Origin of the sequence: Rhizobium laguerreae (genome assembly GCF_019778565.1) — a bacterium.
Lineage (GTDB): Bacteria > Pseudomonadota > Alphaproteobacteria > Rhizobiales > Rhizobiaceae > Rhizobium > Rhizobium laguerreae.
Window position 1 is genome coordinate 67,617 of the sequence record NZ_JAAXQT010000006.1, and the last position, 24,010, is coordinate 91,626.

Here is a 24,010-nt window from a genome sequence, read left to right on the forward strand (position 1 = left end):
AATGCCATCTTCCATTCATCGAAAGGGACGGCAGGGGCCGCCTCACCTTAAACGCAGGAGATGGAACCATGAACCGCTTGAACAACAAGGTCGCGATCGTCACCGGCGCAAGCTCCGGCATCGGCCGCGCCACGGCAAAGCTCTTCGCCGCCGAAGGCGCCAAAGTCGTCGTCGGCGCCCGCCGCCAGGGCGAACTCGACAGCCTCATCGCCGAGATCAAGGCAGAGGGCGGCGACGCCATCGCCATTGCCGGCGACGTGCGCTCGGAAGCCTATCACAAGGCGCTAGTCGCCGCCGCCGTGACGAATTACGGCAAGCTCGACATCGCCTTCAACAATGCCGGCACGCTCGGCGAAGCCGGTGCGAGCACCGCCGTTTCCGAAGCAGGCTTCAGCGAGGCGCTGGCGATCAATCTGACGGCCTCCTTCCTCGCCGCCAAGCACCAGATCGGGGCGATGGTGGAGAATGGCGGCGGCTCGGTGATCTTCACCTCGACCTTCGTCGGCTATAGCTTCGCCTTTCCGGGCGTTGCCGCCTATGCCGCCAGCAAATCCGGCCTGATCGGCCTGACGCAGGCGCTTGCCGCCGAATTTGGCCAGCAGGGCGTGCGCGTCAATGCCATCCTGCCGGGTGCTGTTGATACCGACATGTATCGGGACATGAACGACACGCCTGAGAAGCAGGCCTTCGTCACCAATCTGCATGCGCTGAAGCGTGTCGCAACCCCCGAAGAACTCGCCCGCTCGGTTCTCTATCTCGCCTCCGACGATGCGAGCTTCGTTAGCGGCACGGCCTCGCTGGTCGATGGCGGCGCTTCGATCACCCGCAGCTGAGACGGCGCGGCGCGATTATTCGCTGCGGGTTGGGGGGCTTCCCCGACCCGTGGGGACGTCGCGTAGATCCGGGCGATTGCATGTTCTCCGCCAAAGGCTTAGGGTCGAGGACGGTCAGAAAAGGCGACGGGTAGAAGGCCATGGCTCTCAGCGGCAAACGCATCCTCCTCATCATCTCGGGCGGCATCGCGGCCTATAAAAGCCTGGATCTGATCCGCCGGCTGCGCGAGCGCGGCGCGAGCGTGCGCCCCGTCATGACCAAAGGCGCGCAGGAATTCGTCACGCCGCTTGCCGTCGGTGCGCTGGCGGCGGACCATGTCTTCCTCGATCTGTTTTCGCGTCAGGACGAACAGGATGTCGGCCATATCCGGCTGGCGCGCGACTGCGACCTCGTGCTGATCGCCCCTGCCTCCGCCGATCTGATGGCGAAGATGGCGAACGGGCTTGCTGACGATCTCGCTTCGACCGTGCTTCTGGCGACGAATAGGCCGGTACTGGCCGCACCGGCGATGAACCCGGCCATGTGGGCGCATCCGGCGACGCGGCGCAACGCGGCGATGCTGAGAGCCGACGGCATCCGCTTCATCGGGCCGATGGCTGGCGAGATGGCGGAAAGCCGAGAAGCAGGGCTCGGCCGGATGGCGGAGCCGCTGGAGATCGTCGCTGCGGCCGAAACCATGCTCGACGATGGAGAAAAGCCGCTCAAGGGGCGCAAGGCGATCGTCACCTCAGGACCGACGCACGAGCCGATCGATCCGGTGCGTTATATCGCCAACCGCTCCTCCGGCCGGCAGGGGCATGCGATCGCCGCAGCCCTGGCAAAGCTCGGGGCGGAGGTGACGCTGGTGTCAGGGCCGGTGACGATCGCCGATCCCGTCGGCGTCAGCACCGTGCATGTCGAGCGGGCCGAGGAAATGCGTGATGCCGTGCTTGCGGCGCTGCCGGCCGACATCGCCGTGATGGTCGCGGCGGTGGCGGACTGGCGCGTCGCCTCGGCGGCTGACCAGAAGCTGAAGAAACATCCGGGCGAATCCATCCCGACGCTGGCGCTGACCGAGAATCCGGACATCCTGAAAACCGTCGGCCATCACACGATGCGGCCGAGGCTGGTGATCGGCTTTGCCGCCGAGACGCAGGACGTGGAAAGCAATGCGAAGGCGAAACTCGAAAGGAAAGGCGCCGACATGATCGTCGCCAATGACGTTTCTCCTGCGACCGGCATCATGGGCGGCAGCCGCAACAGCGTCAAACTCATTCGCCGTGACGGCGTCGAGCAATGGCCTGATCTGACGAAGGAAGAGGTTGCCGAAAGGCTTGCGGCACTGATCGCCAAGCAGCTCCGCTGATCGCGAGCGGCTCCGCTGATCGCGAGCGGCTCAGCTGATCGCGAGCGGTTCAGGCAGGAATCGCCAGACGCTGCGGCTTGGCGGCACTGCGCTTCTCCGGCCGGAAGTCGACGACGTCGATGCCGTCTTTGCCGACGGTGACGGCGCTGCCGTCCGGAATTTCGGCCCAGGCATCGACATCGTCATTCAACGGCTCGGAGACGAGGCAATAACCCGCGCCGACGGGAGAGGCGTAGAGCGTCGGCGCCTTGCGATCCGTGGCATAACGGATCGCATAGAGCGTGCTGCCATCGGAGAAGGCGGCGGTGAATCGCAGCAGGATCGAGCCGATGACACTTTCGGCCAGATCCTCGATCACACCGATCATTTCCGCCATCGCGGCGACCGGCGCCTCGCGCAGGCCGAACTGCAGCGCCAGCAGGAACATCAGCTCGGAATCGGTCGTGCCGCCGCGGGCATTGAACAACTCGTCGTCGAGCATCGCCTCCATCGGCCGGCGCAGGCGCTCGAAGCCGGAGATCTGGCCATTGTGCATGAAGGACCAGGTGCCGTGGGTGAAGGGGTGACAGTTGTCGCGGCGCGTGCCGCCGCCTGTGGCAGCGCGGACATGGGCGAGGAAAAGCGGCGAACGGATCTGCCGCGCCAGGCTCTTCAGATTGCAATCCGACCATGCGGGCAGGATATCGCGGTAGCGGCCGGGCTCGGGTCTATCGCCATACCAGGCGATGCCGAAGCCATCGCCATTCGTCGCCGTCTTGGCGCGGGTGGCGCAATGGGACTGCTCGATCAGCGAGTGGGCGGGCGAGGATACCAGCTCCTCGAGATAAAGAGGGTCTCCGCGATAGGCTGCCCAGCGACACATGGCTCTTTGCTCCGGAACCCGCCGCCGCATCGGCGGGAATGCTGAAATTGTCGAACGACGCGACTAACAACAGCTTAACGCGCGGCCGGTTTGCAAGCCAAACATGACGGTTTCTTGACGTATAGCGTCTTCAAATTCGGCAAAACACTGTGTTCTCTCGTGAACACCCGTGTTCCCGAAAGCAGGGCATGCGTGCATTTCTGCTTGCATCTCAGAAGAATCAGCCTAACTTTAAGCCATCAGCAACAGAACGAAAGGAAGGTGATCCAATGTCTAATGAGATTTCGGACCTCGTAACGGGCATGGAAGAGGTGACGAAGGCGAGGCAGCCCTCGCTCTAATCCCCGCCTTCCTGGGGCTGCATAGACAGTCCAGGCCAGTTTGAGGCCAAACTCATGGAAAGGGTCGCCGAGGCGGCCCTTTTTTATTGTCTTGATGCTTCATTGTCTTGATGCCAGGCGTTGACGGAAGATCGAAATCCCACTACTCATAAAGTCATCGGATGACCTTATGAGTAGTGGGATGCGAGCGCTCAGCAAGACCAATCTCGCCGATGAGGCGATCGAGGCGATCCGCGGCGACATTCTCGGCAAACGCTGGGCGGTCGGCGAGAAATTGCCGAATGAAGCCTCGCTGTCTGCCATGCTTTCCGTCAGCCGCGGCACGGTGCGCGAGGCGGTGCGCGTTCTTGTCTCCCAGGGTTACCTCGAAACAAGGCAGGGTTCGGGTACCTATGTCCGCTCGACCAGCGATGCCGGCCGGCCGCTGACGATGGCGCGGCGCGCCAGCCTGCGCGACCAGTTCGAAGCACGCCTGGCGCTCGACGTCGAGGCCGCCCGGCTGACGGCTATCCGCAAGACGCCGGAGACGGTTGCCGGGCTTCGCCGGCTGCTTGCCGAACGCGGCAATTTCGACGGCGGCAATCAGGCCGCCTTCATCGAGCGCGATCTCGCCTTCCACAAGGCCGTCATCGCCGCCTCCGGCAACCGGGCGATGATCGAGATCTATGATTTCTTCTCGGCCTCGATCGCCGACACCATCGCGGTGACGCTCGGCAAGGACATTCCGGAACCCGATATGCAGGCGCATGCCGATATCGTCGACGCCATCGAAACCGGCGATCCCAACAAGGCGGATGCGGCGGTGCGCCGCTTCATGGCGCCGGTTCTTGCCGCACTCGAGCGGATGATCCTGTCATGAACACGCCTGCCAACCATGCCGTCAGCACGCTTGAGGCGGCCGACGAACTGCTTGTAGACGCCGAGGCCGGCAGCCTTCCGCCGCCGCAGGCAACGTCGGTGCGGGGGGCGGCGGATCGTTTTCTGCTGGGCGCGAGCCTGGTGCTGATCGCCTTCAACCTGCGCCCGGTCTTCTCGAGCGCCTCGGCGCTGCTGCCGGAAATCCGCTCCGAACTCGGCCTCAGCGCGCTTGGCGCCAGCCTGCTGACGACGCTTCCGGTCGTCTGCCTCGGCGCCTTCTCGCCGCTTGCGCCTCGTCTTGCCCAGCGCTTCGGGACTGAACGCACGCTGCTCGGTGTTCTCCTGCTTCTGGCCCTCGGTACTGGTTTGCGCGGGCTTTCCTCCATACCGCTGCTCTTCATCGGCACCGCCCTTGCGGGCGCCTGCATCGCTGTCGGCAATGTGCTGCTGCCGGGGCTGGTGAAGCGGGATTTCGCCGGGCGCGCGGCGCTGATGACCGGCTTCTACACGATGGCGCTTTGCGCCGGCGCGGCAAGTGCCGCCGGGCTGACGCTGCCGATCGAGCACGCACTCGGCGGCTCTCTGGAGGGCGCGCTTGCCGTCTGGGCGCTGCCGGCGCTCGCGGTCAGCCTGCTCTGGCTGCCTGAGGTTCTTCGCAGCGGCAAACAGGCAAGACGAAACGGCATTCGCGTCGAAGGCCTCTGGCGCGACCGGCTCGCCTGGCAGGTCACACTGTTCATGGGTTTGCAATCGGCCCTTGCCTATTGCGTCTTCGGCTGGCTGGTTCCGATCCTACGCGAACGCGGGCTCGACGGCGTCACCGCCGGGGCGATCGTTTCGCTGTCGGTGATGGTGCAGGCGGCATCCTGCCTGATCGTGCCGCATATCGCCGTGCGCGGCCGGGACCAGCGGCTGATCAATGCGAGCCTCTGCGGCGTCGCCGTCATCGCCCTGCTCGGCCTGCTCTTCGCGCCGCTTTCGACGGTCTGGCTGTGGGCGGTGCTGCAGGGCATCGGCCAGGGCGGGCTGATCGCAGCGGCGATGACGACGATTGTGCTGCGCTCGCGCGATCCGGATGTCGCCGCCCATCTTTCCGGCATGGCGCAATGCGTCGGTTATCTGCTTGCCGCCATCGGCCCGCTCATCGTCGGCCTCATCCGTGGCTGGACCGGCAGCTTTTCCTGGTGCGCCGCCCTCTTCGTCGCACTCGGACTGGGTGCGGCAATCAACGGCTGGAAGGCCGGGCGGGCGGTCGAGATCAACGTTCACGCGGTCGAAAAGGTCAGCTGAAGCTCGCTCACCTATCCATCACCATCTCTTGATGCCGGTCGTCGGCCGCGGATGCTACGCTATCTCAGCCTCGCATTCCCGACCGCCGGAGGAAACATCTTGCGCATACGAACCCTGTTTCTGCTCGCCGCGTTTATGGCGTCGCTGGCACCTGCCCTTTCTCATGCGCAGGAAAGCGATCCACCGAGGGCGAATGTCCAGAGCGGCGCGCGCGGCGGCGTGCTGAAGCTGCTGCCGGCCGATTCCATCACCGAACACGCGCTGACGATCGGTGGCCGGAAGATCGCCTATACCGCCACTGCCGGCACACTGGATCTCTTCGGCCAGGACGGGGCGCGGACCGGCGCGATCTTCTACACCGCCTATGTTGCAAGGGATGACGGGGCGAACCGGCCTCTGACCTTTGCCTTCAACGGCGGGCCGGGTGCTGCTTCCGCCTTCCTGCATCTCGGGCTGGTCGGGCCGAAGGTGCTCGATTTCGGGCCGGATGGACGCGACGGCGCCAATGCGAAACTCGTCGACAACCCGCAAAGCTGGCTCGATTTCACCGATCTCGTGCTGATCGATCCGATCGGCACCGGCTGGAGCCGGACGGCAAAGGCGGACGACGCCTCCAACTATTATAACGTCAACTCAGATGCCCAGAGCATCGCCAAGGCGATCGCGCTCTATGTCGCGCACAACAACCGTTCCAACTCGCCGAAATATCTTCTCGGCGAAAGTTATGGCGGCTTCCGCGCCGCCAAGGTCGCCACGGCACTGCAGGAAAGCCAGGGCATCATCGTCGCCGGTGCGGTGATGCTTTCTCCCTTGCTCGAAGGCCAGCTGATGTTCAATGCCGATCAGTTCCCGCTCGGCGCAGCACTAGAGCTGCCGTCGCTGGCCGCCGCCGAACTCGACCGGCATAACGCATTTGACGAAGAGAAGCAGAAGGCAGCCGAGGCCTTCGCGCTCGGCGACTATCTGACGACGCTCGCCGGGCCGCCGCCGACGGGCGCCGAGGCCGCCGCCTTCTATGGCAGGATCGCCACATTGACCGGCATTCCCGAGGATATCGTCACGCGCAACCGCGGCTTCCTCGGCAGTTCCTTCGTCAAACATTCAGATGGGGGCAGCGACGAGGTGATGAGCTCTTACGACGCCTCCTTTGCAGCTCCCGATCCCTATCCGGAATCGGATTACGATCGCGGCGACGACGCCATCCTCGACGGTTTCACCCGCGCCTATGGCGGCGCCTTTGCCGATTACGCCCGCAACGAACTCGGTTTCAGGACCGAGATGACCTATTCGCTACTCGACGGCGATATCAGCCGGCGTTGGGAATGGGGCGGCGGGCGTGGCGGCGGATCGCGCTTCCAGGCCAGTGCCACCGACGACATCCGGCAGCTGCTCGCCGCGAACCCCGCCTTCCATCTGCTGATCGCACATGGCTACAGCGACCTGGTGACGCCTTATGGCGTCAGCCGCTATGTGGTCGACCGTCTGCCGCCCTCGCTCGCCGGCGGCCGTGTCGGACTGAAGCTTTATCGCGGCGGCCATATGTTCTATACAAGAGCTGATCAGCGGGCCGCCTTTACGGCCGATGCAAAGGCCTTCTACGCCACACATTTGGCCGCTCAGCCAGCGGACTAAAGCGTGGCGATGTCTTTGTCGCTAACCGCTCTACAGTTTTGCGCAACATGCTTTGGGGACTTGCCGATGCATATTACCGGAGGATGCCACTGCGGCGCGATCCGCTATCAGGCGGAGATCGACCCGGAGCGGGTGTCGATCTGCCATTGCACCGATTGCCAGCGGTTGACGGGCTCGGCCTATCGCATCACCGCGCCTGCGAGGCCGGGACGTTTCACGCTCACTTCAGGCGAGCCGAGAGGCTACGCAAAATATGGCGACAGCGGTGGCCTCAGCCGGCAATTCTTCTGCCCGAATTGCGGATCGCCGCTCTACCGCACGGACGGCGACGGCGGCGGGTTCGGCATCCGCGTCGGCAGCATCGACCAGCGGCAGGAACTGGTGCCGAAGAAACAGATATGGTGCCGCTCAGCCTTGCCCGGGGTGGAGAATATCGAAACGCTTCCGCGCTTCGAGGGTGAGGATTAGGCTGGCCGCGGCTTAACATCCCGCCTCTATTCCGGCAGAGGCATGTCCGGCCAGCTATCGGTGACGCCGGCCTGTACCGGACGCTCCAGATAGGTGGAAAGCGCAATATAGCTGCGGGTGCCGGTGACACCGGGAACGGCGTGGATCTGGGCGAGAAAAGCTTCCAATGCCTGCGGGCTGGCGGTGCGGACCTTGAAGAGAATGCTGGCGTCGCCGGCGACCGAATGCATCTCCTCGACCTCGGGAAACTGCAGGACCTGCATCAGCCGTTCGCTCTTGCCCCAGCCGGCCGCCTCCACATGCACGAAGGCAAGCAGCGGTTTGCCGAGGGCCGCGCCATCGAGTGCGGCATGCACGCCCTTGATGGCGCCGGATTGTCTTAAGCGGCGCACACGCTCATGCACGGCCGGCGCCGACAGACCAACCGTTTCGCCAAGCCTGGCATAGCTTTGGCTGCTGTCGGCGGCGAGCGCGGCTAATATTCTTCGGTCGAATGCATCGATGCCAGCCTGCAGCCCGCGTCCGTGCCGAAGATCCTCTGTATTTTTGACCATTCCGCAAACTCCCCTTTCTGCCGAAGAATAATCGCCGATACTCGCGTTATTCAACAAAATATTCGGAATGGGAGAAATTTCATGGAGATGATCGCGCACAATCCGGCAAACGGGATCTATGCAGCCAGCCCTGATTACATCCATGCGCTGGAGGTCAGGCAAACGTCCCGGCTGCTCTTCGTCAGCGGTACGATGGGTCTCGATCAACAGGGAATGGCGGCGGCCGATCTGGAAGGACAGCTGGACCTCATCTGGTCCAATCTGCGCGCCATCCTCACCTCCGCTGATATGACGGTCGACCATATCGTGCGGCTGACGAGCTATCTGCGCAAAGGCGCCTTTATGGAAGCGAACCAGAATGCCCGTCTTCGGGCGCTTGGCGGCCGCGCCGTGCCGACCACGGCGATCATCGTCGAAACGCTGCGCGACGACTGGCTCGTTGAGATCGAGATCATCGCCGCCGGCTGACGGCAGATTGGCCGTCGCACCGCAAAGGTGCGACGGCTGCGGCAATCAGGCCGCCTGTTTCAACAGGCCGAGCGCCTCGGCCAGATCGACCTCGCCGCGGAAACCGCCGCTGCTCTTCGCCTCCTGCCGATGCTCGATCGCATGGGCAAAACGCACGGCCGGCTCCTGCTGCATGCGCTCATAGAGGCGATGCAGGCCGGGAAACTGCCGGCGGTCGACGACCTTGTGGAAATCGTTCCAACGGGCGATGCCGACGAAATAGGCGTCCGCCAGGCTCGGGCCATTGCCGAGAAGCCATTCGCGGCCATCGAGCAGACGCTCCAGCGTATGATGCGCCTTTTCGACCGCGGCGGTGCCATAGGCCGTGAGTGCCTGCTTCTGCTGCGGCTCCAGCGGATGCTCGATCGCATACCAGAGCGGGCCGAAGGCCTGGAAGAAGGTGGTATTGAGAAAGGCGAGCATCTGGTTCAGCCGATCGAAATCCGCTGAGCCCGGCGCAAAGCCCAGACCGTTACCGATCGTGCGGGCGCCGATATGGTGCAAGATCGCCATGCTTTCACTGATCGTCCTGCCATCTTCGAGCAGCAGCGACGGCGTTTCGCCGACCATGTTGATCCGCTTATAGTCTTCGCTGGAGACTATTTCCGGCATCTCGACGCGGCAGAGCCGATATGGCAGGCCGGACCATTCCAGCGCGACGATCGAGCCGAAGGAGCAGCCTTCCGGCACGCCGTAAAACAATATGGGTGACATCAATCGTTCCTTTCAGAATTGAACCCGTTTGGACACGATCAATGTGAGGATGTGGACGATCTTGCGGTAGAGGCTATAAATGCATCGCAATGTCCACATATCTGGAAGCTGACGATGGCGCTTTTCAACCTCAATGACCTCCATCTTTTCGTGCAGGCCGTCGACAGCGGCAGCTTTACCGCCGCCGCAAGACATCTCGGCATTCCGAAATCGACGGTGAGCAAGCGGGTTGCAGAACTGGAGGCACGGCTTGGCGTGCGGCTGATCCAGCGCACGTCGCGAAGCTTCGCGCTGACCGAGCTCGGCCGGGAATTCTTTCAGCATGCCCAGGCCTCGATCATCGAGGCGGAGATGGCCGAGGGCATCGTGCGGCGGCATCTGGCCGAACCCGCCGGCAGCGTTCGCCTGACCGCCTCGGTGCCGACGGCGCAGTTTACCTTGACGGAGCATCTGCCGGCGCTGGCTGTGCGCTATCCGAAGCTCAGGCTCTCCGTGCATGTGACGGACCGTTTCGTCGATATCGTCCAGGAAGGGTTCGACATCGCGCTGCGCAGCCACCGCGGGCCACTGCCGGATTCGGCGCTCGTGCAGAGGAAGCTCGCCAGTCACCCCTTCTTCATCCTCGCCTCGCCGGATTATGTGAGTGCCCATGGCCAACCGCGCCGGCCGGAGGAGCTGGCACAGCATGCGACGATCATGACCAGCCTGACGGAGGACCAGTGGCGGCTCTATTCGGGTGGCGACGAGGCTCTTGTCACGCTGCATTCGGTCATGGCGGCGGATGAGCCCTATGTCTTGATGGAAATGGCCATCTCGGGGCTCGGCATTACCTGCCTGCCGGCATCCGTCTGCCGCAAGGCGCTGGCCGACGGGCGGCTGGTGAGGGTGCTGCCGGAATGGACGGCCGGCAGCATCGAAACGACGATCCTGATGCCGCACCGGCGCGGCCAGCTGCCGGCAGTGCGCGCCGTCGTCGACTTCCTGGCGGAGCGGTTTGGCGGATAACGCTCCGCCCATGAGCAGCAGACGGAGAAACGCGACATTTCGAAGGAGACAGGCCGTATTCGGCCATCAGCCGCACTTCGAGCTGCAGGGCACCAACGATCGCCGGCGAGGCGTCTTCCGGCGAGACTGCAAGTCGTCGCTCGCTCGTGCTTCAAATCCCACTTTCGCCTCTTCCTATCCCAACCATCGCCTCGTTTGTTCGACTATCCGCCCCGCCCCCGGGTCTCCCACCAGCACTCAGTAAAACATGAAATGCGATGTATTCCTCTACGAACAAATAGAAGGGTCCAATGTAGTTTGATACAGCTTCGGTCTGTAGCTCAAACTGGCTAAGTGCATATTAGGTTAATTTGCAGTATAGATAGAGTTGGGGAGAGATTCGCGTCACGGACGCGATAGGTCGATATAGTATTCAACGGCCTTTTCTGAATTTTACCAACTCTGTCTTGCGCATTTGCGTAATTAACTTCAGAGTTGTTATTATTCAGCTATGCGTATGGACTTTAGTCTTAGCGTAGTTACGGACTTTAGTCCTAATACCTTCCAACTGAGAATGGACCAGCGCTCTCGATCGGCGAATCAATAGTCGTCATTGAGCGCCTTAAAATCAATGCGCAAGGAGGTAGACTAAGCGGGTGCATTCCGGCATCCGGACTTGGTCCCTTCTCTCAATGCGATTGAAACCGAGGGAGAAACTCCATGGCACTCGACATCACGACCCAGGACATCATCATCGACGAGACCACCGGTCTGACCGACGACGATATCAACCCTGCCACACCGCCGCACAACGCCAATACCACGCTGCAATATTTGTTAGGTCTTGACGTTACCGGCGGGCTGACCTCACCGGAGGTCGCCTACCAGAGCAATTTCGTCGTGGCCTCGGCGAGCGCCGGGGAAACCATCACCTCGGTCGTTCTCACCCAGAGCGCCTCCGGGACTCCGTTTTCCACCACGGTCGGCGTCAACAGCGGCATTCGCACCGTTGACGGCGATTACGTCTGGCTGTTCCAAGATCCGACACGTCCAAACGTGGTGATCGGCGTCATCGGTACCTCTAACCCGCTCACCGAGCCCGTTGAAACCGGGCCGCTCGCCTTCTCGCTGGCGCTGATCGGCAGTGGCGCCGCTGCGGACCTGTACACGGTCCAGTACGTGCCGTTGTTCCATACGGATGCGACCAATGCCGACGACCGCATCGATCTGACGAACAAGGTGTTCGCGTCGGTCAGTGGAACCTCGGTGGTCAATTTCAGCCAGCTTGGCGACGCACCGTCCGGACATAACAACTGGTATATTCTCGACGCCGACGCAGCCAGCCCCCAGAAGATCCTCGTCACAGCTCACGACAATGGCGTGCAGGCGGAAGTCAACGTCAGCACCCAAGGCCTGGGTGTCGCATCGCAAGACGTGCGCTTCGGCCGCGAGCTCCAGATTGACCTAATCACCGGCGGCACCCAGAGCGCCGGCAAGGATTTCACCAACACGCCAACCGCGCCCGACTACGGCACCCACCTCGAGAACGTCTCCACCGCCGGCTTCTCGATCTCGCAGTCGACGCCGACCAGCACCGTCGCCGACATCGAGATCCACGCCTATAATAATGACGACAATGTTGAAGGCGCTGACTTCCCCACTGACGACAACGATGCCGAGATCAATATCACCGGCGTGACGTTCAAGCTGAACGGCGTGACAAAAACAGCCGCTGAGCTCGGCATCACGGTCAATCTGGCCGGCACCGGACTGATCCTCGAGGATGTCGGCGAGGGCGTGACGATCGACTTCACGACCGCAGGCGGAGTTGGCGGAACATTCGATCGCTTCACCATCAGGAATATCGACACCGAGAAAGACTTTTTCGATGTCAAAGAGGTGCATTATGGTGGTGAGGTGAGCAACGCCTACAACGAAGAGGTTGGCTCCTTCATCAACTTCGACGACGACGGGCCGACGATCACGGCAACCGGCACCCCGCCGGTACTGACGGTCGACGAGACCAACCTGACCACCGATGCCAGCGGAGACTTCGCGACCTTCTTCACCTCGAATGCAGGGGCCGACGGCGGCGCCATCACCTATGCGCTCGGCATCAGCCAGATCACCAATGTCAGCGGCCTCACCGACACCGCAACCGGCCAGTCCGTGCTGCTCTTCGTCGAAGGCGGCAATGTCGTCGGCCGCGCCGGAGCCGGCGGCCCGGTCGTCTTCACCGTCAGCGTCAGCGCTGCCGGCCTCGTCAGCCTCGACCAGGCGCGGGCCGTGGTCCATGCCGACGCAACCAACCCGGACGACAGCATCACTCTGGCCGCCGCCGACCTCGTCACCCTGACCGCGACCATCACCGACGGCGACGGCGATCACGCCGCAGCCACCCACAATATCGCTCAGAATTTCAACTTCGAGGATGACGCGCCGATAATCGGGATTAAAGGCGGCCCGCTTCCACTGATCGTCGACGAGACCGACCTGACGACCAATGTCAGCGCCCTCGGGGCCGCCTTCGTCGCCTTCCCCGGGGCCGATGGCGTTGGCAACGGAATCACCTATGCGCTCGGCATCAACCAGATCACCAATGTCAGCGGCCTCACCGACACCGAAACCGGCGAGTCCGTGCTGCTCTTCCTCGAAGGCGGCAATGTCGTCGGCCGCGCCGGAGCCGGCGGTCCGGTCGTCTTCACCGTCAGCGTCAGCGCTGCCGGCGTCATCACCCTCGACCAGGCGCGGGCGGTCGTCCATGCCGACGCAACCAACCCAGATGACAGCAGGACCCTGGCGGCCGCCGACCTCGTCACGCTGACCGCGACCATCACCGACGGCGACGGCGATCAGGCAACCTCCACCAGCTCTATCGGCCAGAGCCTCTACTTCAAGGATGACGGGCCGACGATCACAGTGCCGTTTGACGGCAACCCGGCTCTCGCAGGCATCCAACACGAAACCCTGGCCAACGTGCTCAACGCCTCGGCCAGCGGCGCCTTCGGCTACAATATCGGGGCGGATGTCCACGCGGCGGCTTTCTATACCGGTGGCGGATCCGACTTTATCGACCAGGATGGCGGGACGGCCAGTGTCCAGATCGGACTGACCGGCACGATTACCGGCGGTGGCGGCGGCAATCTCGTCACCTCGAATGTGACGCTGGCGTCAGAGAGCCTCACCTCTGCGACGTTCAACTTCACCTTCACCTATGACAAGGATCCGGCAGCCGGCGTCCAGGCGGGCACGGCGGGCGGCACCCTCGTCATCGACAAGGCCGGCGATACCTATACGGTCAACCTCACCGACCCGCTCGAAGGCTTCAGCTTCGACGTTCTCCACACCAGCCAGCTCTTGTCCAAGGAGCCCACCGGCAATACCGGCCACCCGCAGATCGTGCTGGAACGGTTGCAGGCGGATGACGCGAACACACCTGACGATGAAGACTTCTACGTGCAATTCACGGGCAACGCGATCAACAGAGGCAACCCGTTCAGCTTGACGAACAATGGGCAGGGGTCATCCGCCGACTCCACCTTCACCATCGGTGGTCACGAGATGGTCAGCAACAACAATCCAACGTGGGTGTCTGCGACACAGAGCACCAACGGTGTCGCCGGCGATACGATCCAGAAAGACGAACTGCTGACGCTGCGGTTCTTCAACAGCAATGTCGGCATTGCCAACGAGGCCACGACCCCGACGGCGACCGCCGGCACGATGGCCATCAAGTTCGACGGCATCGGCAACAGCGAGGACCTGATGCTGATCCTCAACCTGATCGACAAGAACGGCGCCGACAATATCGCCGGCACCGCGGACGACAACACGACCATCACCCGGGCCATGTACGTGTCGAATGATGACATCTACAAGACAGGCCAGGTGCCGACCGCCTACAGCAGCGAGTTCACGCTCGACCAAAATGACGGCCTCGTGATCGTCGAGCAGAACGACTACAACGCCGCCGGCGAAGACTACGTACTGCAGGGGGCGCAGATCATGCAGTCCGGCAACGGAATCACCGGCAACAATACGGCGATCGACCTGGTGAAGGCGACCGGCGCCAATGGCGGCAGCAATGCGACCGGCGGTCTGGTAAACTTCGACGCCACCGATAATGACGTGCTGAAGATCACCGACATCGGTTTCACCTCGACCGTGACCGAGACGCCGAACGCCAACCTCGACTTCGCCTTCCAGGTGGAGGACGCCGATGGCGATCAGACAGCGATGCAGCACATCCTTGTTGACGTCGCCTGACATACGACCAGCGGGGCAGCGAAAGCTGCCCCCGTTCTGCCATTGCATGACGTGTCATCTCGAGTACCAGAGCTGGAAAGATGAAAACCAAACAGCCGCCCCCGGCGCTTCAGGTGGTGATGAAAGAAGCCAGGCGGGCGATCCGACCGCTTATCTGGTTCAGCGGCGGCATCAATGTGCTGATGCTGACCGGGGCACTTTACATGCTGCAGGTCTACCACCGCGTCTTGTCCAGCCACAGTCTGGAGACGTTGGCAATGCTGTCGCTGATGGCGGCGGGCGCACTTGCGGCTATGGCGGGGCTGGAGGTGGTGCGCGGCCGCCTTCTGGCAACCGTCGGATCGTGGATGAACGCGCGTCTGGCACCGGTTCTGCTGACGGCATCGGTGGAATATGCCGCCTCAGCGCCCGGCCAGGTCAACGCCCGTCCGCTGCGCGACCTCGATCAAGTCCGAAATTTCTTCACCAGCCCAAGCATCTTCCCGATCCTTGACGCGCCTTGGGCGCCGCTGTTTTTCGCCGCCATATTCTTCATGCATCCGTGGCTGGGCTGGTTGGCGCTTTGCGGCGGGGCGGTGCTCTTTGCGCTGGCCTTGCTCAACGAATGGCTGACCCGCAAGCCATTGATCGAGGCGGCAGGCGCACAGTCGCGCGCCTATGTCCAGGCTGAGGCCGCAATCCGCAATGCCGAGGTCGTCCAGGCGATGGGGATGTTGAAGCCCTTGATGGAGGGCTGGAAAACGCAGCAGGACGAGGCAAACAGGGGCCAGGTGCTTGCCGCCAACCGCGGCGGCATCATCTCCGCCATCGCCCGCTGTCACCGGCTGGCCCTGCAGATGGGGATACTCGGCCTTGGGGCCTATCTCGTCCTGCGCAACGAGGCTTCACCCGGCATCATGGTCGCCGCCTCCATCCTCATGGGTCGCGCGTTGTCGCCTGTCGAACAGGCGATCGGCACGTGGAAGGCGACGGTCGGCGCGCGTGCCGCTTACAAGCGTCTCGCCGCAGTCGCCGGCCAGCACCCGGAGGCCACACCGGTTCTGCCACTCCCACGACCGAAAGGTAAGTTTGAGGCCGACAATATTGTGCTTGCCCGACAGGGCGGCGAGCCTATCCTGAAAGGGATCGACTTCCACCTCGAGCCGGGTGAATCGATGGCGCTGATCGGCCAGAGCGCGGCCGGCAAGACGAGTCTGGCGCGAATACTGGCCGGTGCCTGGCGTCCATCTGGAGGGCGCGCGTTGCTTGATGGCATGGACGTTGCCCAATGGGCGGCGGAAGATCGTGGCCATTATGTCGGTTACCTGCCGCAAGACATCGAGCTCTTCGCCGGTACCGTCTCCGAAAACATCTGCCGCTTCGCAAAGCTCAGCCCAGTGGTCTTCGACAAGGTGGTTAAGGCCGCACAGCTGGCGGGAGTTCACGAACTGATCAAAGGACTGCCGAAAGGTTACCTCACAGAGATCGGCGAATCCGGCGCGGTCCTATCAGGCGGACAGCGCCAACGCATCGGGTTGGCGCGAGCACTCTACGGCGACCCGGCCCTCATTATCCTGGACGAGCCCAATTCCAACCTCGACCGCGAGGGTGAGGAGGCATTGATCGCAGCGCTCAGCACGGTCAAGGCGACAGGCACGACTGTCATCCTGATCGCGCACCGACCGAACATCATGGAGACGGTTGACAAGATATTGATCCTCAACCGGGGCCAACAGGACCTCTTCGGTCCACGCGACTATGTCTTCAATGAGCTCGCCGCGCGCGCCCGCAAGGTTAGCCAGATGCCGACCATAGTGGCGAAATAAGCCAGGAAAAGAAAACCGACATGCAGGATATGAAGGTCGTTCCGCTACCCGTTTCGCCGCCCGCCGCACCGGTCCCCCTGCGTCTCACCGGCGTGACGTTCACCGGCTTCGCGATCATGTTCCTGTTCTTCGGCATGGCGGGGGGCTGGGCGACGCTTGCACCATTGGATAGCGCCGCCGTGGCACCGGGCGTGATCAAGGTTGCCGGCGACCGCAAGCTCATCCAGCACCTCGAGGGCGGCATCATCGCAGAGCTGCACGCCGCCAACGGTGATATCGTCAAGGCGGGCAAAGTCCTCATCCAGCTCGACAACACACCGGCAAAGGCGAGGCTTGACCTGATCCAGAACCGGATAGCAACGCGTGAGTCGCTTGCCGCTCGTCTCAGGGCTGAGCGTGACGGCAAGGCCGAGATCGAGTTTGATCCGGCATTGCTCGCAAACCGCGACAAAGCCGCAAAGGACGCGGTGGCCTCACAGCGTGACGTGTTCGCCGCGAAGCACGACAACCTGAAGGACGAGCGGGAAATTCTCAGCCAGCGCCGTCACCAGACCGAGGAAGAGATAACGGGACTGGAGGGGCTTATCGTCACCGAGGACAAGCAGATCGAAGCACTCGAGGGCGAAACCAAAGACCTTGAAAGCCTGATCAAGCGTGGGCTGGTCACGCGCGAGCGGAACCTGATGCTCAGACGGCAACAGCGGGAGATCGAGGGGGAGCGCGCCACCAACGTTGCGGCCATCGCTCGCGCCAAAAGCGCCATGGCCGAGATCGACATGCAGATCTTGAACCTCGGCACGGTGCGGCTCAACGAGGCTGTCGAAGAGTTGAGCAAGGTCGAGGCGGAGTTGTTCGACCTCAGACAGGAGGAGCGTTCCGCCAAGGACGTGCTTGCCCGTACCAATGTCGTCGCCCCCGTTGACGGCATCGTCATGGACCTGAAGGTCCACACGGCGGGTGGTGTCGTAAAACCCGGCGAGACACTGATGACCGTCGTGCCGCTCGGACAGCAACTCGTGGTCGAGGCCATGGTCAGGCCGGAGGACGTCGAAACGATCGCCCCCGGACAGCTCGCGCGCGTCAGTTTCCCGGCCTTCGCCCGCTACAGCCTCCCGCCGCTCGACGGCGTCGTGGAGGTCGTGTCGGCTGACCGGATGACGGAGGAGCGTAGCGGTGCACCTTATTTCGCCGCGACCGTGGTGATCGACAAGAGCGAATTCGCCAAGCTGGAGGGCCGCAAGCTGATGCCCGGCATGTCGAGCGAAACGATGATCCGGACGGGTGCTCGCACCGTGCTTTCATATCTGGCTGAGCCGATCGCCCAGAACTTCCGCCGAGCGATGCGGGAAAAATAGCCGCAGGCCCCCAACGGCTTTTTCGCTGCCTGACTGGGCTCGATGACGCGCAAATGTCAATGCCGCAGCGACCGCTTACCAGCGAGCCTCACCACAGCATTCGGGGCTTAATTATCACGCCGCCTTGGCGGCGTGATATTCCTTGATGGCGACCATCTTGATCGCCGGATGGCGCTCTGACTCGTAACGCAGCGAGAAACCGTCCTGGGCGAGGAAGACCGGATCACCGTCGAGATCGCGGGCGATATCGCCGCGTTTAACGGTGAGGAATTTTTCGAGATCGGCCGGCTGATCGGCCGAGATCCAGCGGCAGACCGAGAAACGCGACATTTCGAAGGACACCGGCAGGCCGTATTCGGCCATCAGCCGCTCCTTCAAGACGTCGAGCTGCAGGGCGCCGACGACGCCGACGATCGCCGGCGAGCCGTCTTCCGGCGAAAACAGCTGGACGACGCCTTCTTCGGCCATCTGCTGCAGGGCTTCCTTGAGCTTCTTCGCCTTCATGGCGTCTTCCAGACGCACGCGGCGCAGGATCTCCGGCGAGAAGTTCGGCACACCCTGGAAGACCAGCGATTCACCTTCGGTCAGCGTATCGCCGATCCGGAGCGTTCCGTGGTTCGGAATGCCGACGACGTCGCCGGCATAGGCCGTGTCGGCGAGTTGGCGCTGCGAGGCGAAGAAGAATTGCGGCGCCGTCAGGCCGAGCTGCTTGCCGGTGCGGGCAAGCCTTGCCTTCATGCCGCGCTCGAGCTTGCCGGAGCAGATGCGGGCAAAGGCGATGCGGTCGCGGTGGTTGGGGTCCATGTTCGCCTGGATCTTGAAGACGAAGGCCGTCATCTTGTCGTCGGTCGCATGCACGGTCCTGGTATCGGCGATCTGGTCACGCGGCGGCGGCGCAAAATCGCCGAGAGCGTTGATGAGGTCGCGAACGCCGTAATTGCGCAGCGCCGAGCCGAAAAAGACAGGTGTCATATGGCCTTCCAGGAAGGCCTGACGGTCGAACGGACGGCAGGCCTCGATCGCCAGCTCGGTCTCCTCGACGAAGACCTGGCGCTCGTTTTCCGGCAGCCTGCCGGCGACGCTTTGCGGGCCATTGACCGGCGTTCCCTCGATTTCGGTATCCGAACCGCGCACCGTGTTGGCGGCGATATTGTAGGAGCCGCAAAAGGTCTTGGAGCGGCCGATCGGCCAGGTGATCGGCGCCGTATCCAGCGCCAGCTTCTCTTCCACCTCGTCGAGGATCTCGAAGGGATCGCGGCTTTCGCGGTCCATCTTGTTGATGAAGGTGATGATCGGGATATCGCGCATGCGGCAGACTTCGAACAGCTTCAGCGTGCGCGGCTCGATACCCTTGGCGGCATCGATGACCATGACGGCGGCATCGACCGCCGTCAGCGTGCGATAGGTATCGTCGGCGAAGTCCTCGTGTCCCGGCGTATCGAGGATGTTGAAGACATTATCGTTATATTCGAAGGTCATCACCGAGGTGACGACGGAGATGCCGCGTTCGCGCTCGATCTTCATCCAGTCGGAGCGCGTCTGCATGCGATCCTTCTTCGCCTTGACTTCGCCGGCAAGCTGAATGGCGCCGCCGAACAGCAGGAGCTTTTCGGTGAGCGTCGTCTTACCCGCGTCCGGGTGGGCGATAATAGCGAATGTGCGGCGGCGGGAGACCGCCTCGGCGAGACTTTCGGCCATGCTTGTAAATCCTGTGGAATTGCCGCGTATCTAGCGATTAAAGCCCGGCAATGCAATTGACCTCGGGCCCTCGGGCGCAAAGTAATGGGCCATGACCATTCATCACGATACGCGCCCGACGCTGAACCTGATCCGCTTAGCCAATGGCGAGGGCCTAGATCTGCCCGCCTATGAAAGCAAGGGAGCTGCCGGTATGGACCTGCGTGCCGCCGTCGACGAGGCAGCGCCGCTGACGCTTCTGCCCGGCAAGCGGACGCTGGTGCCGACCGGCTTCATCTTCGAGATCCCCGAAGGTTTCGAGGGACAGGTGCGGCCGCGCTCCGGCCTCGCCTTCAAAAACGGCATCACCTGCCTGAATTCACCGGGCACCGTCGACAGCGATTATCGCGGCGAGGTGAAGGTGCTGCTCATCAATCTCGGCGAGGAGCCCTTCGTCATTTCGCGCGGCATGCGCATCGCCCAGATGGTGATCGCGCCGGTCACCCAGGCGCAAGTGGCCGAGATCACCGCGGCCAGCGAAACGGTGCGCGGCGCAGGCGGCTTCGGCTCCACCGGCGCCTGATGACAGAGCGCCTCGACAGTGCCGGCCTGATCTTCCGGCAGGACTATTTCGGCGATCCCGCCGGCTGGGCGGCACTGGTCTGCCTGCTCAAGGATATTTTCGGCATCGATGTCGGGCCGCTGCAACAGCTGGGCGGCCCTGATCCCACCAGCATGCCCTTCGGCTGGTTTGATGCCGAAGGCGAACTTGCGGCCAATATCTCAGCTTTCGCGCTGCCCTTCGTCCTCAATGGCAGGATCGTCCATGCCGCCGGGCTGCAATCTGGTGCTGTCCGGCCGCCATGGCGCGGCCGCGGGCTCTATGGAGACGTCACGGTGAAAGCGCTCGACTGGTGCGAGAAGCAGGGCTTTGAAGCCATCATCCTCTATACCGACAAGCCGTCGCTCTACGAGCCCTACGGTTTCCGCGCGATACCGCTGCACCGATACGAGGGAGCAGCACCTGCCCCCTCAGCTTCCGCCGCACTCGCCCGGCCGCTATTGCCAACAAACGCGGATGACCTTGCCTTACTGCAATCGCTGCTGAAGGCAAGAAGCCCGGTTTCGACCTCGCTGGCGGTCACAGTCAATGCGGCGATGTTTCTGATCAACACCCAGCTCGATCCCGATATCCGCATCAGCTTCCTCGAAGACAAACAGGCGGTGATCGCCTGGAAGATCGATGAGGCGGGCCGCTTCAGCCTTCTCGATATCGTGGCGGCTGATATCCCGCCGCTTGCAGCGATCCTCGCCGGACTGCAGATCGCCCCCGCCTCCGTCGAGGTGCTTTTCCGTCCCGACAAGCTCGGCTGGGAGGGCGTTCCACAATCGTTGCAAAGCGGCACGAGGCTGATGCTGCGCGGGCTCGGCGATACCACCCCGGATTTTCCGGCAATGCTGTCGCCGATGGCGGAATTCTAGAGCAGTTCGGTTGATGAACGGCGGGAGCGGTGTTTGTTGGAGGCGCTTATGTCATTTAGGAAAGCGCCATGGCGCTTGATTGCGGGACTAGCCACAGCGTTGATCGCGACACCGACGCTTGCGATCGATTCAACAAAGCTTCAGTCGATTCGCTCATCATTGTCTTTGGAAGAGATCGTCGCGTTTGCCGTTTCGAAATCAACAGCGCCGATTCTCGACATCGACAATCCAATCGACGTGAACATCGTCATCAATGTGAAGGGCATGGAGAGGAGCGATATTCAAGCTTTGCAGCTAGAGTTTTTCCGCGTGTTTTTTAGGCTGATGGCTTACGCAGACGTTCGTCTCAATTTCAACGCCAGCCAGTCGATAGATTACTCAGTTGGAGCGCCATATGCCCCTTTCGGTGATCAGAACCAGCCGTCAAACACCCAGACCGTCGAAGTGTTCGTTGATCGTGATGCGCTCAAGCTGGCAAAATTGGGCCAGATAGCAGTGCACGATATAGACACGCTTCGAAGCAAGCCGGACACATTAGAATGCTACCATGAGCGCCGAATAGGATACCCGGTTATCAACGTCGTCATCGACCGCGATATCAATCCGGTAGGCTGCCTTTACACAGTCCTGCTGCAGTCGGTCGGGATTAAGGGACCCTTCGGCGGGGTTGCAGCAACATATCGCGCCGGGGACGTTCCCGGCTTCAGGCGCAATGCCGAAATGGCGGCAGCATACGCCATTCGCGAGTGCCGATCTGTCGTCGATAAAAAAGACCAGCTTGAGAAATGCCTGAGAGGCGTTCTCAAGGAAGGGAACTAAGGACCGCGGATTGGCCGATACAGCCTCGAGTTCCCGCGCGAGACGCCGTCGATGGCGAATTTCTAGGGCTCCTGCTCAGCCAATACCTACCTTTTCCGGGAAAGCGGCGGCAGGCGGCGCTTGACGGGTGAGGCTTTGATCATCGCGGTGTTGGTCTCCGCCCTTTCGGCAACGCGGTCCAGGATGCCATCGAGGTCCGCCATGGAGCGGATGACCAGACGGGCAATGAAGCAATCCTCGCCCGTCACCTTGTCGCATTCGATGATTTCGGGAATTTCCTGGATAATGCGCTCGACGATGTGCAACTGCCCGGGCAGCGGACGCACGCGCACGATCGCCTGCAGGGGATAACCGACGGCGGCAGGATCGAGGTCGATGGTGAAGGCCTTGATGACGCCGCGCTCCTCCAGCCGGCGCAGGCGCTCGGCAGCACTCGGCGAAGAGAGGCCGACCTGCTGGGCCAGTTCCTTCAGCGAGATCCGCGCATTGCCGGCCAGCGCCTCCAGAATGGCCTGATCGATTTCATCGAGCGATTGCACATCATTAGCCACGGCGATCTCTTTTCCTCTTATGATTAGGCGATACCGATAATTCTCCTTCTTATCTTTATATAAAATCGCCTCTCGCCGCAATATTCTTATGTCATCGAAATGGAGGCAATCATGAGCAGCGATATCAAAAGAGGCACGGCGGAAATGACGGCAGCGATGCTGATCTCGGGGACGATCGGCTGGTTCGTCGTCATGTCGGGCCAGCCAGTCAGCGGCGTGGTCTTCTGGCGCTGCCTGTTCGGCGCGCTGACTTTGCTTGTCATCTGCGGCGCGCTCGGGCTGCTGCGGCCCGGCATCATCACGCTACGCGCCTTCGGCATCGCCATTTTCGGCGGGATCGCCATCGTCTTGAACTGGCTGCTGCTGTTTGCCTCCTATTCGCATGCGACGATCTCGATCGCGACGACTGTCTATAACACCCAGCCTTTCATGCTGCTGGTGCTCGGGGCGCTCTTTCTCCGTGAGAAGATCACCGCAACCAAGCTGTTCTGGCTGGCGCTCGCCTTCGCCGGCATGGTGGCGATCGTCCAAGGGAAACCCGGTGCGGGCGGCGCTGCGTTCGACGGCTACGGCCTCGGCATCCTGATGGCGCTCGGTGCTGCCTTCTTCTACGCGCTCGCAGCCCTTGCCGCGAAATGGCTGAAGGGCACGCCGCCGCATCTGATCGCGCTCATCCAGGTCGCAACCGGCATGCTGATGCTGGCGCCGATGACCGATTTTTCCCATCCGCCAGGCGATGTCAGGGGCTGGGCGATCCTAGCTACCGTCGGCGTCGTCCATACCGGGCTGATGTATGTGCTGCTCTACGGCGCGATCCAGCGGCTGCCGACGCATCTCACCGGCGCCCTGTCCTTCATCTATCCGATCGCGGCGATCGTCGTCGACCGGCTGGCCTTCGGCCACGCGCTGCAGCCGATGCAGATATTGGGTGCGGCGATCATTCTGCTTGCCGCCGCCGGCATGAATCTCGGCTGGACGCCGCGGTGGCTACGGCCGCGGGCGCTCGAGAGCTGAGAACCGGACACCTGTCCCGCGCATGGCAAGCACGCCCGGGCATGGCAAGCATGCCTGGGCATGGCAAGCATGCCCGGGGATATGCCGATATTATTTCTGCCCGCGCGTCGTTTCGAACAGGAACCAGGTACGGCGCTCGGCCTCGTCGATCCAGTTTTCGATCAGGCTGGCGCTTGCGACATCATTATGCTCGTCGCAGAGGTCATGCACCTCGCGCAGCAGCGAAACGAGCTGAGCGTTATCCTCGCGCAGTTCCGACAACATGTCCTCGGGCGTGACGAAATCCGCGTCATTGTCCGAAATGCGCTGCTGGCGAGCAATCTGGCCGATGGAGCGCAACGTCGTGCCGCCGATCTTACGGGCACGCTCGGCAATGTCGTCGGTCATGGCGAAGATCTGCTCGGCCTGTTCGTCGAGCAGCAGATGATAATCGCGAAAATGCGGGCCGGACATGTGCCAGTGGAAATTCTTGGTCTTGAGATAGAGCGCAAAGACATCGGCGAGCAGCGCCGTCAGCGCTGCCGAAATATCGGTGATGGCATTGGTCGGCAGATCCGAAGGGGTCTTCAGGGGCGCAAGTCTGGTCTTCTCGGCCTGTGTGGCGGACATCCGTTTTCTCCTTGGGGTGACGAAGCGATATGGGGGACCTGAT

General features: G+C 62.4%; 21 protein-coding genes. 15 read left to right on the forward strand and 6 right to left on the reverse strand.

Going from position 1 to position 24,010, the window contains the following annotated elements; genetic code table 11:
* The first annotated feature begins 68 nt into the window (after positions 1-68).
* The gene (locus HFO71_RS19080; protein WP_206987549.1) at positions 69-833 is read left to right on the forward strand and encodes an SDR family oxidoreductase; all 765 of its coding nucleotides are present in this window, start codon (positions 69-71) and stop codon (positions 831-833) included.
* A 140-nt stretch (positions 834-973) separates the two neighbouring features.
* Positions 974-2,179, forward strand: a complete 1,206-nt coding sequence (gene coaBC / locus HFO71_RS19085; protein WP_131661811.1) for a bifunctional phosphopantothenoylcysteine decarboxylase/phosphopantothenate--cysteine ligase CoaBC — start codon at positions 974-976, stop codon at positions 2,177-2,179.
* A 49-nt stretch (positions 2,180-2,228) separates the two neighbouring features.
* Here coaBC and HFO71_RS19090 read toward each other — a convergent pair whose 3' ends face one another.
* Complete coding sequence (locus HFO71_RS19090) at positions 2,229-3,041, reverse strand: class II glutamine amidotransferase (RefSeq protein ID WP_077977341.1); 813 nt, start codon at positions 3,039-3,041, stop codon at positions 2,229-2,231.
* 522 nt (positions 3,042-3,563) lie between these two features.
* On the opposite strand from HFO71_RS19090, the gene HFO71_RS19095 reads away from it, so the two are divergent.
* The 4 genes from HFO71_RS19095 to HFO71_RS19110 all read left to right on the forward strand — a co-directional run bounded on the left by HFO71_RS19095 (position 3,564) and on the right by HFO71_RS19110 (position 7,630).
* The gene (locus HFO71_RS19095; protein WP_221988273.1) at positions 3,564-4,241 is read left to right on the forward strand and encodes a FadR/GntR family transcriptional regulator; all 678 of its coding nucleotides are present in this window, start codon (positions 3,564-3,566) and stop codon (positions 4,239-4,241) included.
* Positions 4,238-5,530: a CynX/NimT family MFS transporter gene (locus HFO71_RS19100; protein ID WP_221988274.1), complete on the forward strand. Its 1,293-nt coding sequence runs from the start codon at positions 4,238-4,240 to the stop codon at positions 5,528-5,530. The genes HFO71_RS19095 and HFO71_RS19100 overlap by 4 nt, the downstream gene beginning before the upstream one ends.
* 99 nt (positions 5,531-5,629) lie before the next feature.
* Positions 5,630-7,162: a S10 family peptidase gene (locus HFO71_RS19105; RefSeq protein ID WP_221988275.1), complete on the forward strand. Its 1,533-nt coding sequence runs from the start codon at positions 5,630-5,632 to the stop codon at positions 7,160-7,162.
* Between the two features lie 66 nt (positions 7,163-7,228).
* Positions 7,229-7,630 (forward strand): GFA family protein, encoded by a 402-nt coding sequence (locus HFO71_RS19110; protein WP_221978750.1) that lies wholly within the window; start codon positions 7,229-7,231, stop codon positions 7,628-7,630.
* A 26-nt stretch (positions 7,631-7,656) separates the two neighbouring features.
* On the opposite strand, the gene HFO71_RS19115 is transcribed toward HFO71_RS19110, so the two are convergent.
* Complete coding sequence (locus tag HFO71_RS19115; RefSeq protein WP_025396821.1) at positions 7,657-8,238, reverse strand: Lrp/AsnC family transcriptional regulator; 582 nt, start codon at positions 8,236-8,238, stop codon at positions 7,657-7,659.
* Between the two features lie 27 nt (positions 8,239-8,265).
* Between HFO71_RS19115 and HFO71_RS19120 the strand changes: the two genes are divergently transcribed.
* Positions 8,266-8,652, forward strand: coding sequence for a RidA family protein (locus tag HFO71_RS19120; RefSeq protein WP_221988276.1), 387 nt, complete (start codon positions 8,266-8,268; stop codon positions 8,650-8,652).
* 45 nt (positions 8,653-8,697) lie between these two features.
* On the opposite strand, the gene HFO71_RS19125 is transcribed toward HFO71_RS19120, so the two are convergent.
* Positions 8,698-9,405 carry a glutathione S-transferase family protein gene (locus HFO71_RS19125; protein ID WP_221988277.1) on the reverse strand — a complete coding sequence of 236 codons (708 nt, stop codon included), beginning with the start codon at positions 9,403-9,405 and terminating at the stop codon, positions 8,698-8,700.
* A 114-nt stretch (positions 9,406-9,519) separates the two neighbouring features.
* On the opposite strand from HFO71_RS19125, the gene HFO71_RS19130 reads away from it, so the two are divergent.
* The 4 genes from HFO71_RS19130 to HFO71_RS19145 all read left to right on the forward strand — a co-directional run bounded on the left by HFO71_RS19130 (position 9,520) and on the right by HFO71_RS19145 (position 17,815).
* Positions 9,520-10,410 (forward strand): LysR substrate-binding domain-containing protein, encoded by an 891-nt coding sequence (locus HFO71_RS19130; RefSeq protein WP_221949574.1) that lies wholly within the window; start codon positions 9,520-9,522, stop codon positions 10,408-10,410.
* 699 nt (positions 10,411-11,109) lie between these two features.
* On the forward strand, positions 11,110-14,655 hold the full coding sequence (locus HFO71_RS19135) for a DUF5801 repeats-in-toxin domain-containing protein (RefSeq protein WP_221988279.1): 3,546 nt from the start codon (positions 11,110-11,112) through the stop codon (positions 14,653-14,655).
* A gap of 80 nt (positions 14,656-14,735) precedes the next feature.
* Positions 14,736-16,460 (forward strand): type I secretion system permease/ATPase, encoded by a 1,725-nt coding sequence (locus HFO71_RS19140; protein WP_221988281.1) that lies wholly within the window; start codon positions 14,736-14,738, stop codon positions 16,458-16,460.
* A 20-nt stretch (positions 16,461-16,480) separates the two neighbouring features.
* Positions 16,481-17,815, forward strand: coding sequence for an HlyD family type I secretion periplasmic adaptor subunit (locus tag HFO71_RS19145; RefSeq protein WP_221988282.1), 1,335 nt, complete (start codon positions 16,481-16,483; stop codon positions 17,813-17,815).
* A 114-nt stretch (positions 17,816-17,929) separates the two neighbouring features.
* Here the strand turns inward: HFO71_RS19145 and HFO71_RS19150 are convergent, their stop codons facing one another.
* Entirely contained in the window at positions 17,930-19,513 is a 1,584-nt protein-coding gene (locus HFO71_RS19150) for a peptide chain release factor 3 (protein ID WP_221959005.1), read from the reverse strand.
* A gap of 91 nt (positions 19,514-19,604) precedes the next feature.
* On the opposite strand from HFO71_RS19150, the gene dut reads away from it, so the two are divergent.
* Genes dut through HFO71_RS19165 form a run of 3 tightly spaced genes read left to right on the forward strand, consistent with a single transcriptional unit; the run spans position 19,605 to position 21,793 of the window.
* Positions 19,605-20,075 carry a dUTP diphosphatase gene (dut, locus tag HFO71_RS19155; RefSeq protein WP_077977330.1) on the forward strand — a complete coding sequence of 157 codons (471 nt, stop codon included), beginning with the start codon at positions 19,605-19,607 and terminating at the stop codon, positions 20,073-20,075.
* Entirely contained in the window at positions 20,075-20,974 is a 900-nt protein-coding gene (locus HFO71_RS19160) for a GNAT family N-acetyltransferase (protein ID WP_221988283.1), read from the forward strand. Before dut ends, HFO71_RS19160 begins: the two co-directional genes overlap by 1 nt.
* 48 nt (positions 20,975-21,022) lie before the next feature.
* Positions 21,023-21,793: a hypothetical protein gene (locus tag HFO71_RS19165; protein ID WP_221988284.1), complete on the forward strand. Its 771-nt coding sequence runs from the start codon at positions 21,023-21,025 to the stop codon at positions 21,791-21,793.
* Between the two features lie 86 nt (positions 21,794-21,879).
* On the opposite strand, the gene HFO71_RS19170 is transcribed toward HFO71_RS19165, so the two are convergent.
* Complete coding sequence (locus HFO71_RS19170; RefSeq protein ID WP_168314644.1) at positions 21,880-22,344, reverse strand: Lrp/AsnC family transcriptional regulator; 465 nt, start codon at positions 22,342-22,344, stop codon at positions 21,880-21,882.
* 99 nt (positions 22,345-22,443) lie between these two features.
* On the opposite strand from HFO71_RS19170, the gene HFO71_RS19175 reads away from it, so the two are divergent.
* The gene (locus tag HFO71_RS19175; RefSeq protein WP_221988285.1) at positions 22,444-23,358 is read left to right on the forward strand and encodes a DMT family transporter; all 915 of its coding nucleotides are present in this window, start codon (positions 22,444-22,446) and stop codon (positions 23,356-23,358) included.
* A 90-nt stretch (positions 23,359-23,448) separates the two neighbouring features.
* Here the strand turns inward: HFO71_RS19175 and HFO71_RS19180 are convergent, their stop codons facing one another.
* Positions 23,449-23,967, reverse strand: a complete 519-nt coding sequence (locus HFO71_RS19180; RefSeq protein ID WP_221940777.1) for a Dps family protein — start codon at positions 23,965-23,967, stop codon at positions 23,449-23,451.
* Positions 23,968-24,010 lie beyond the last annotated feature (43 nt).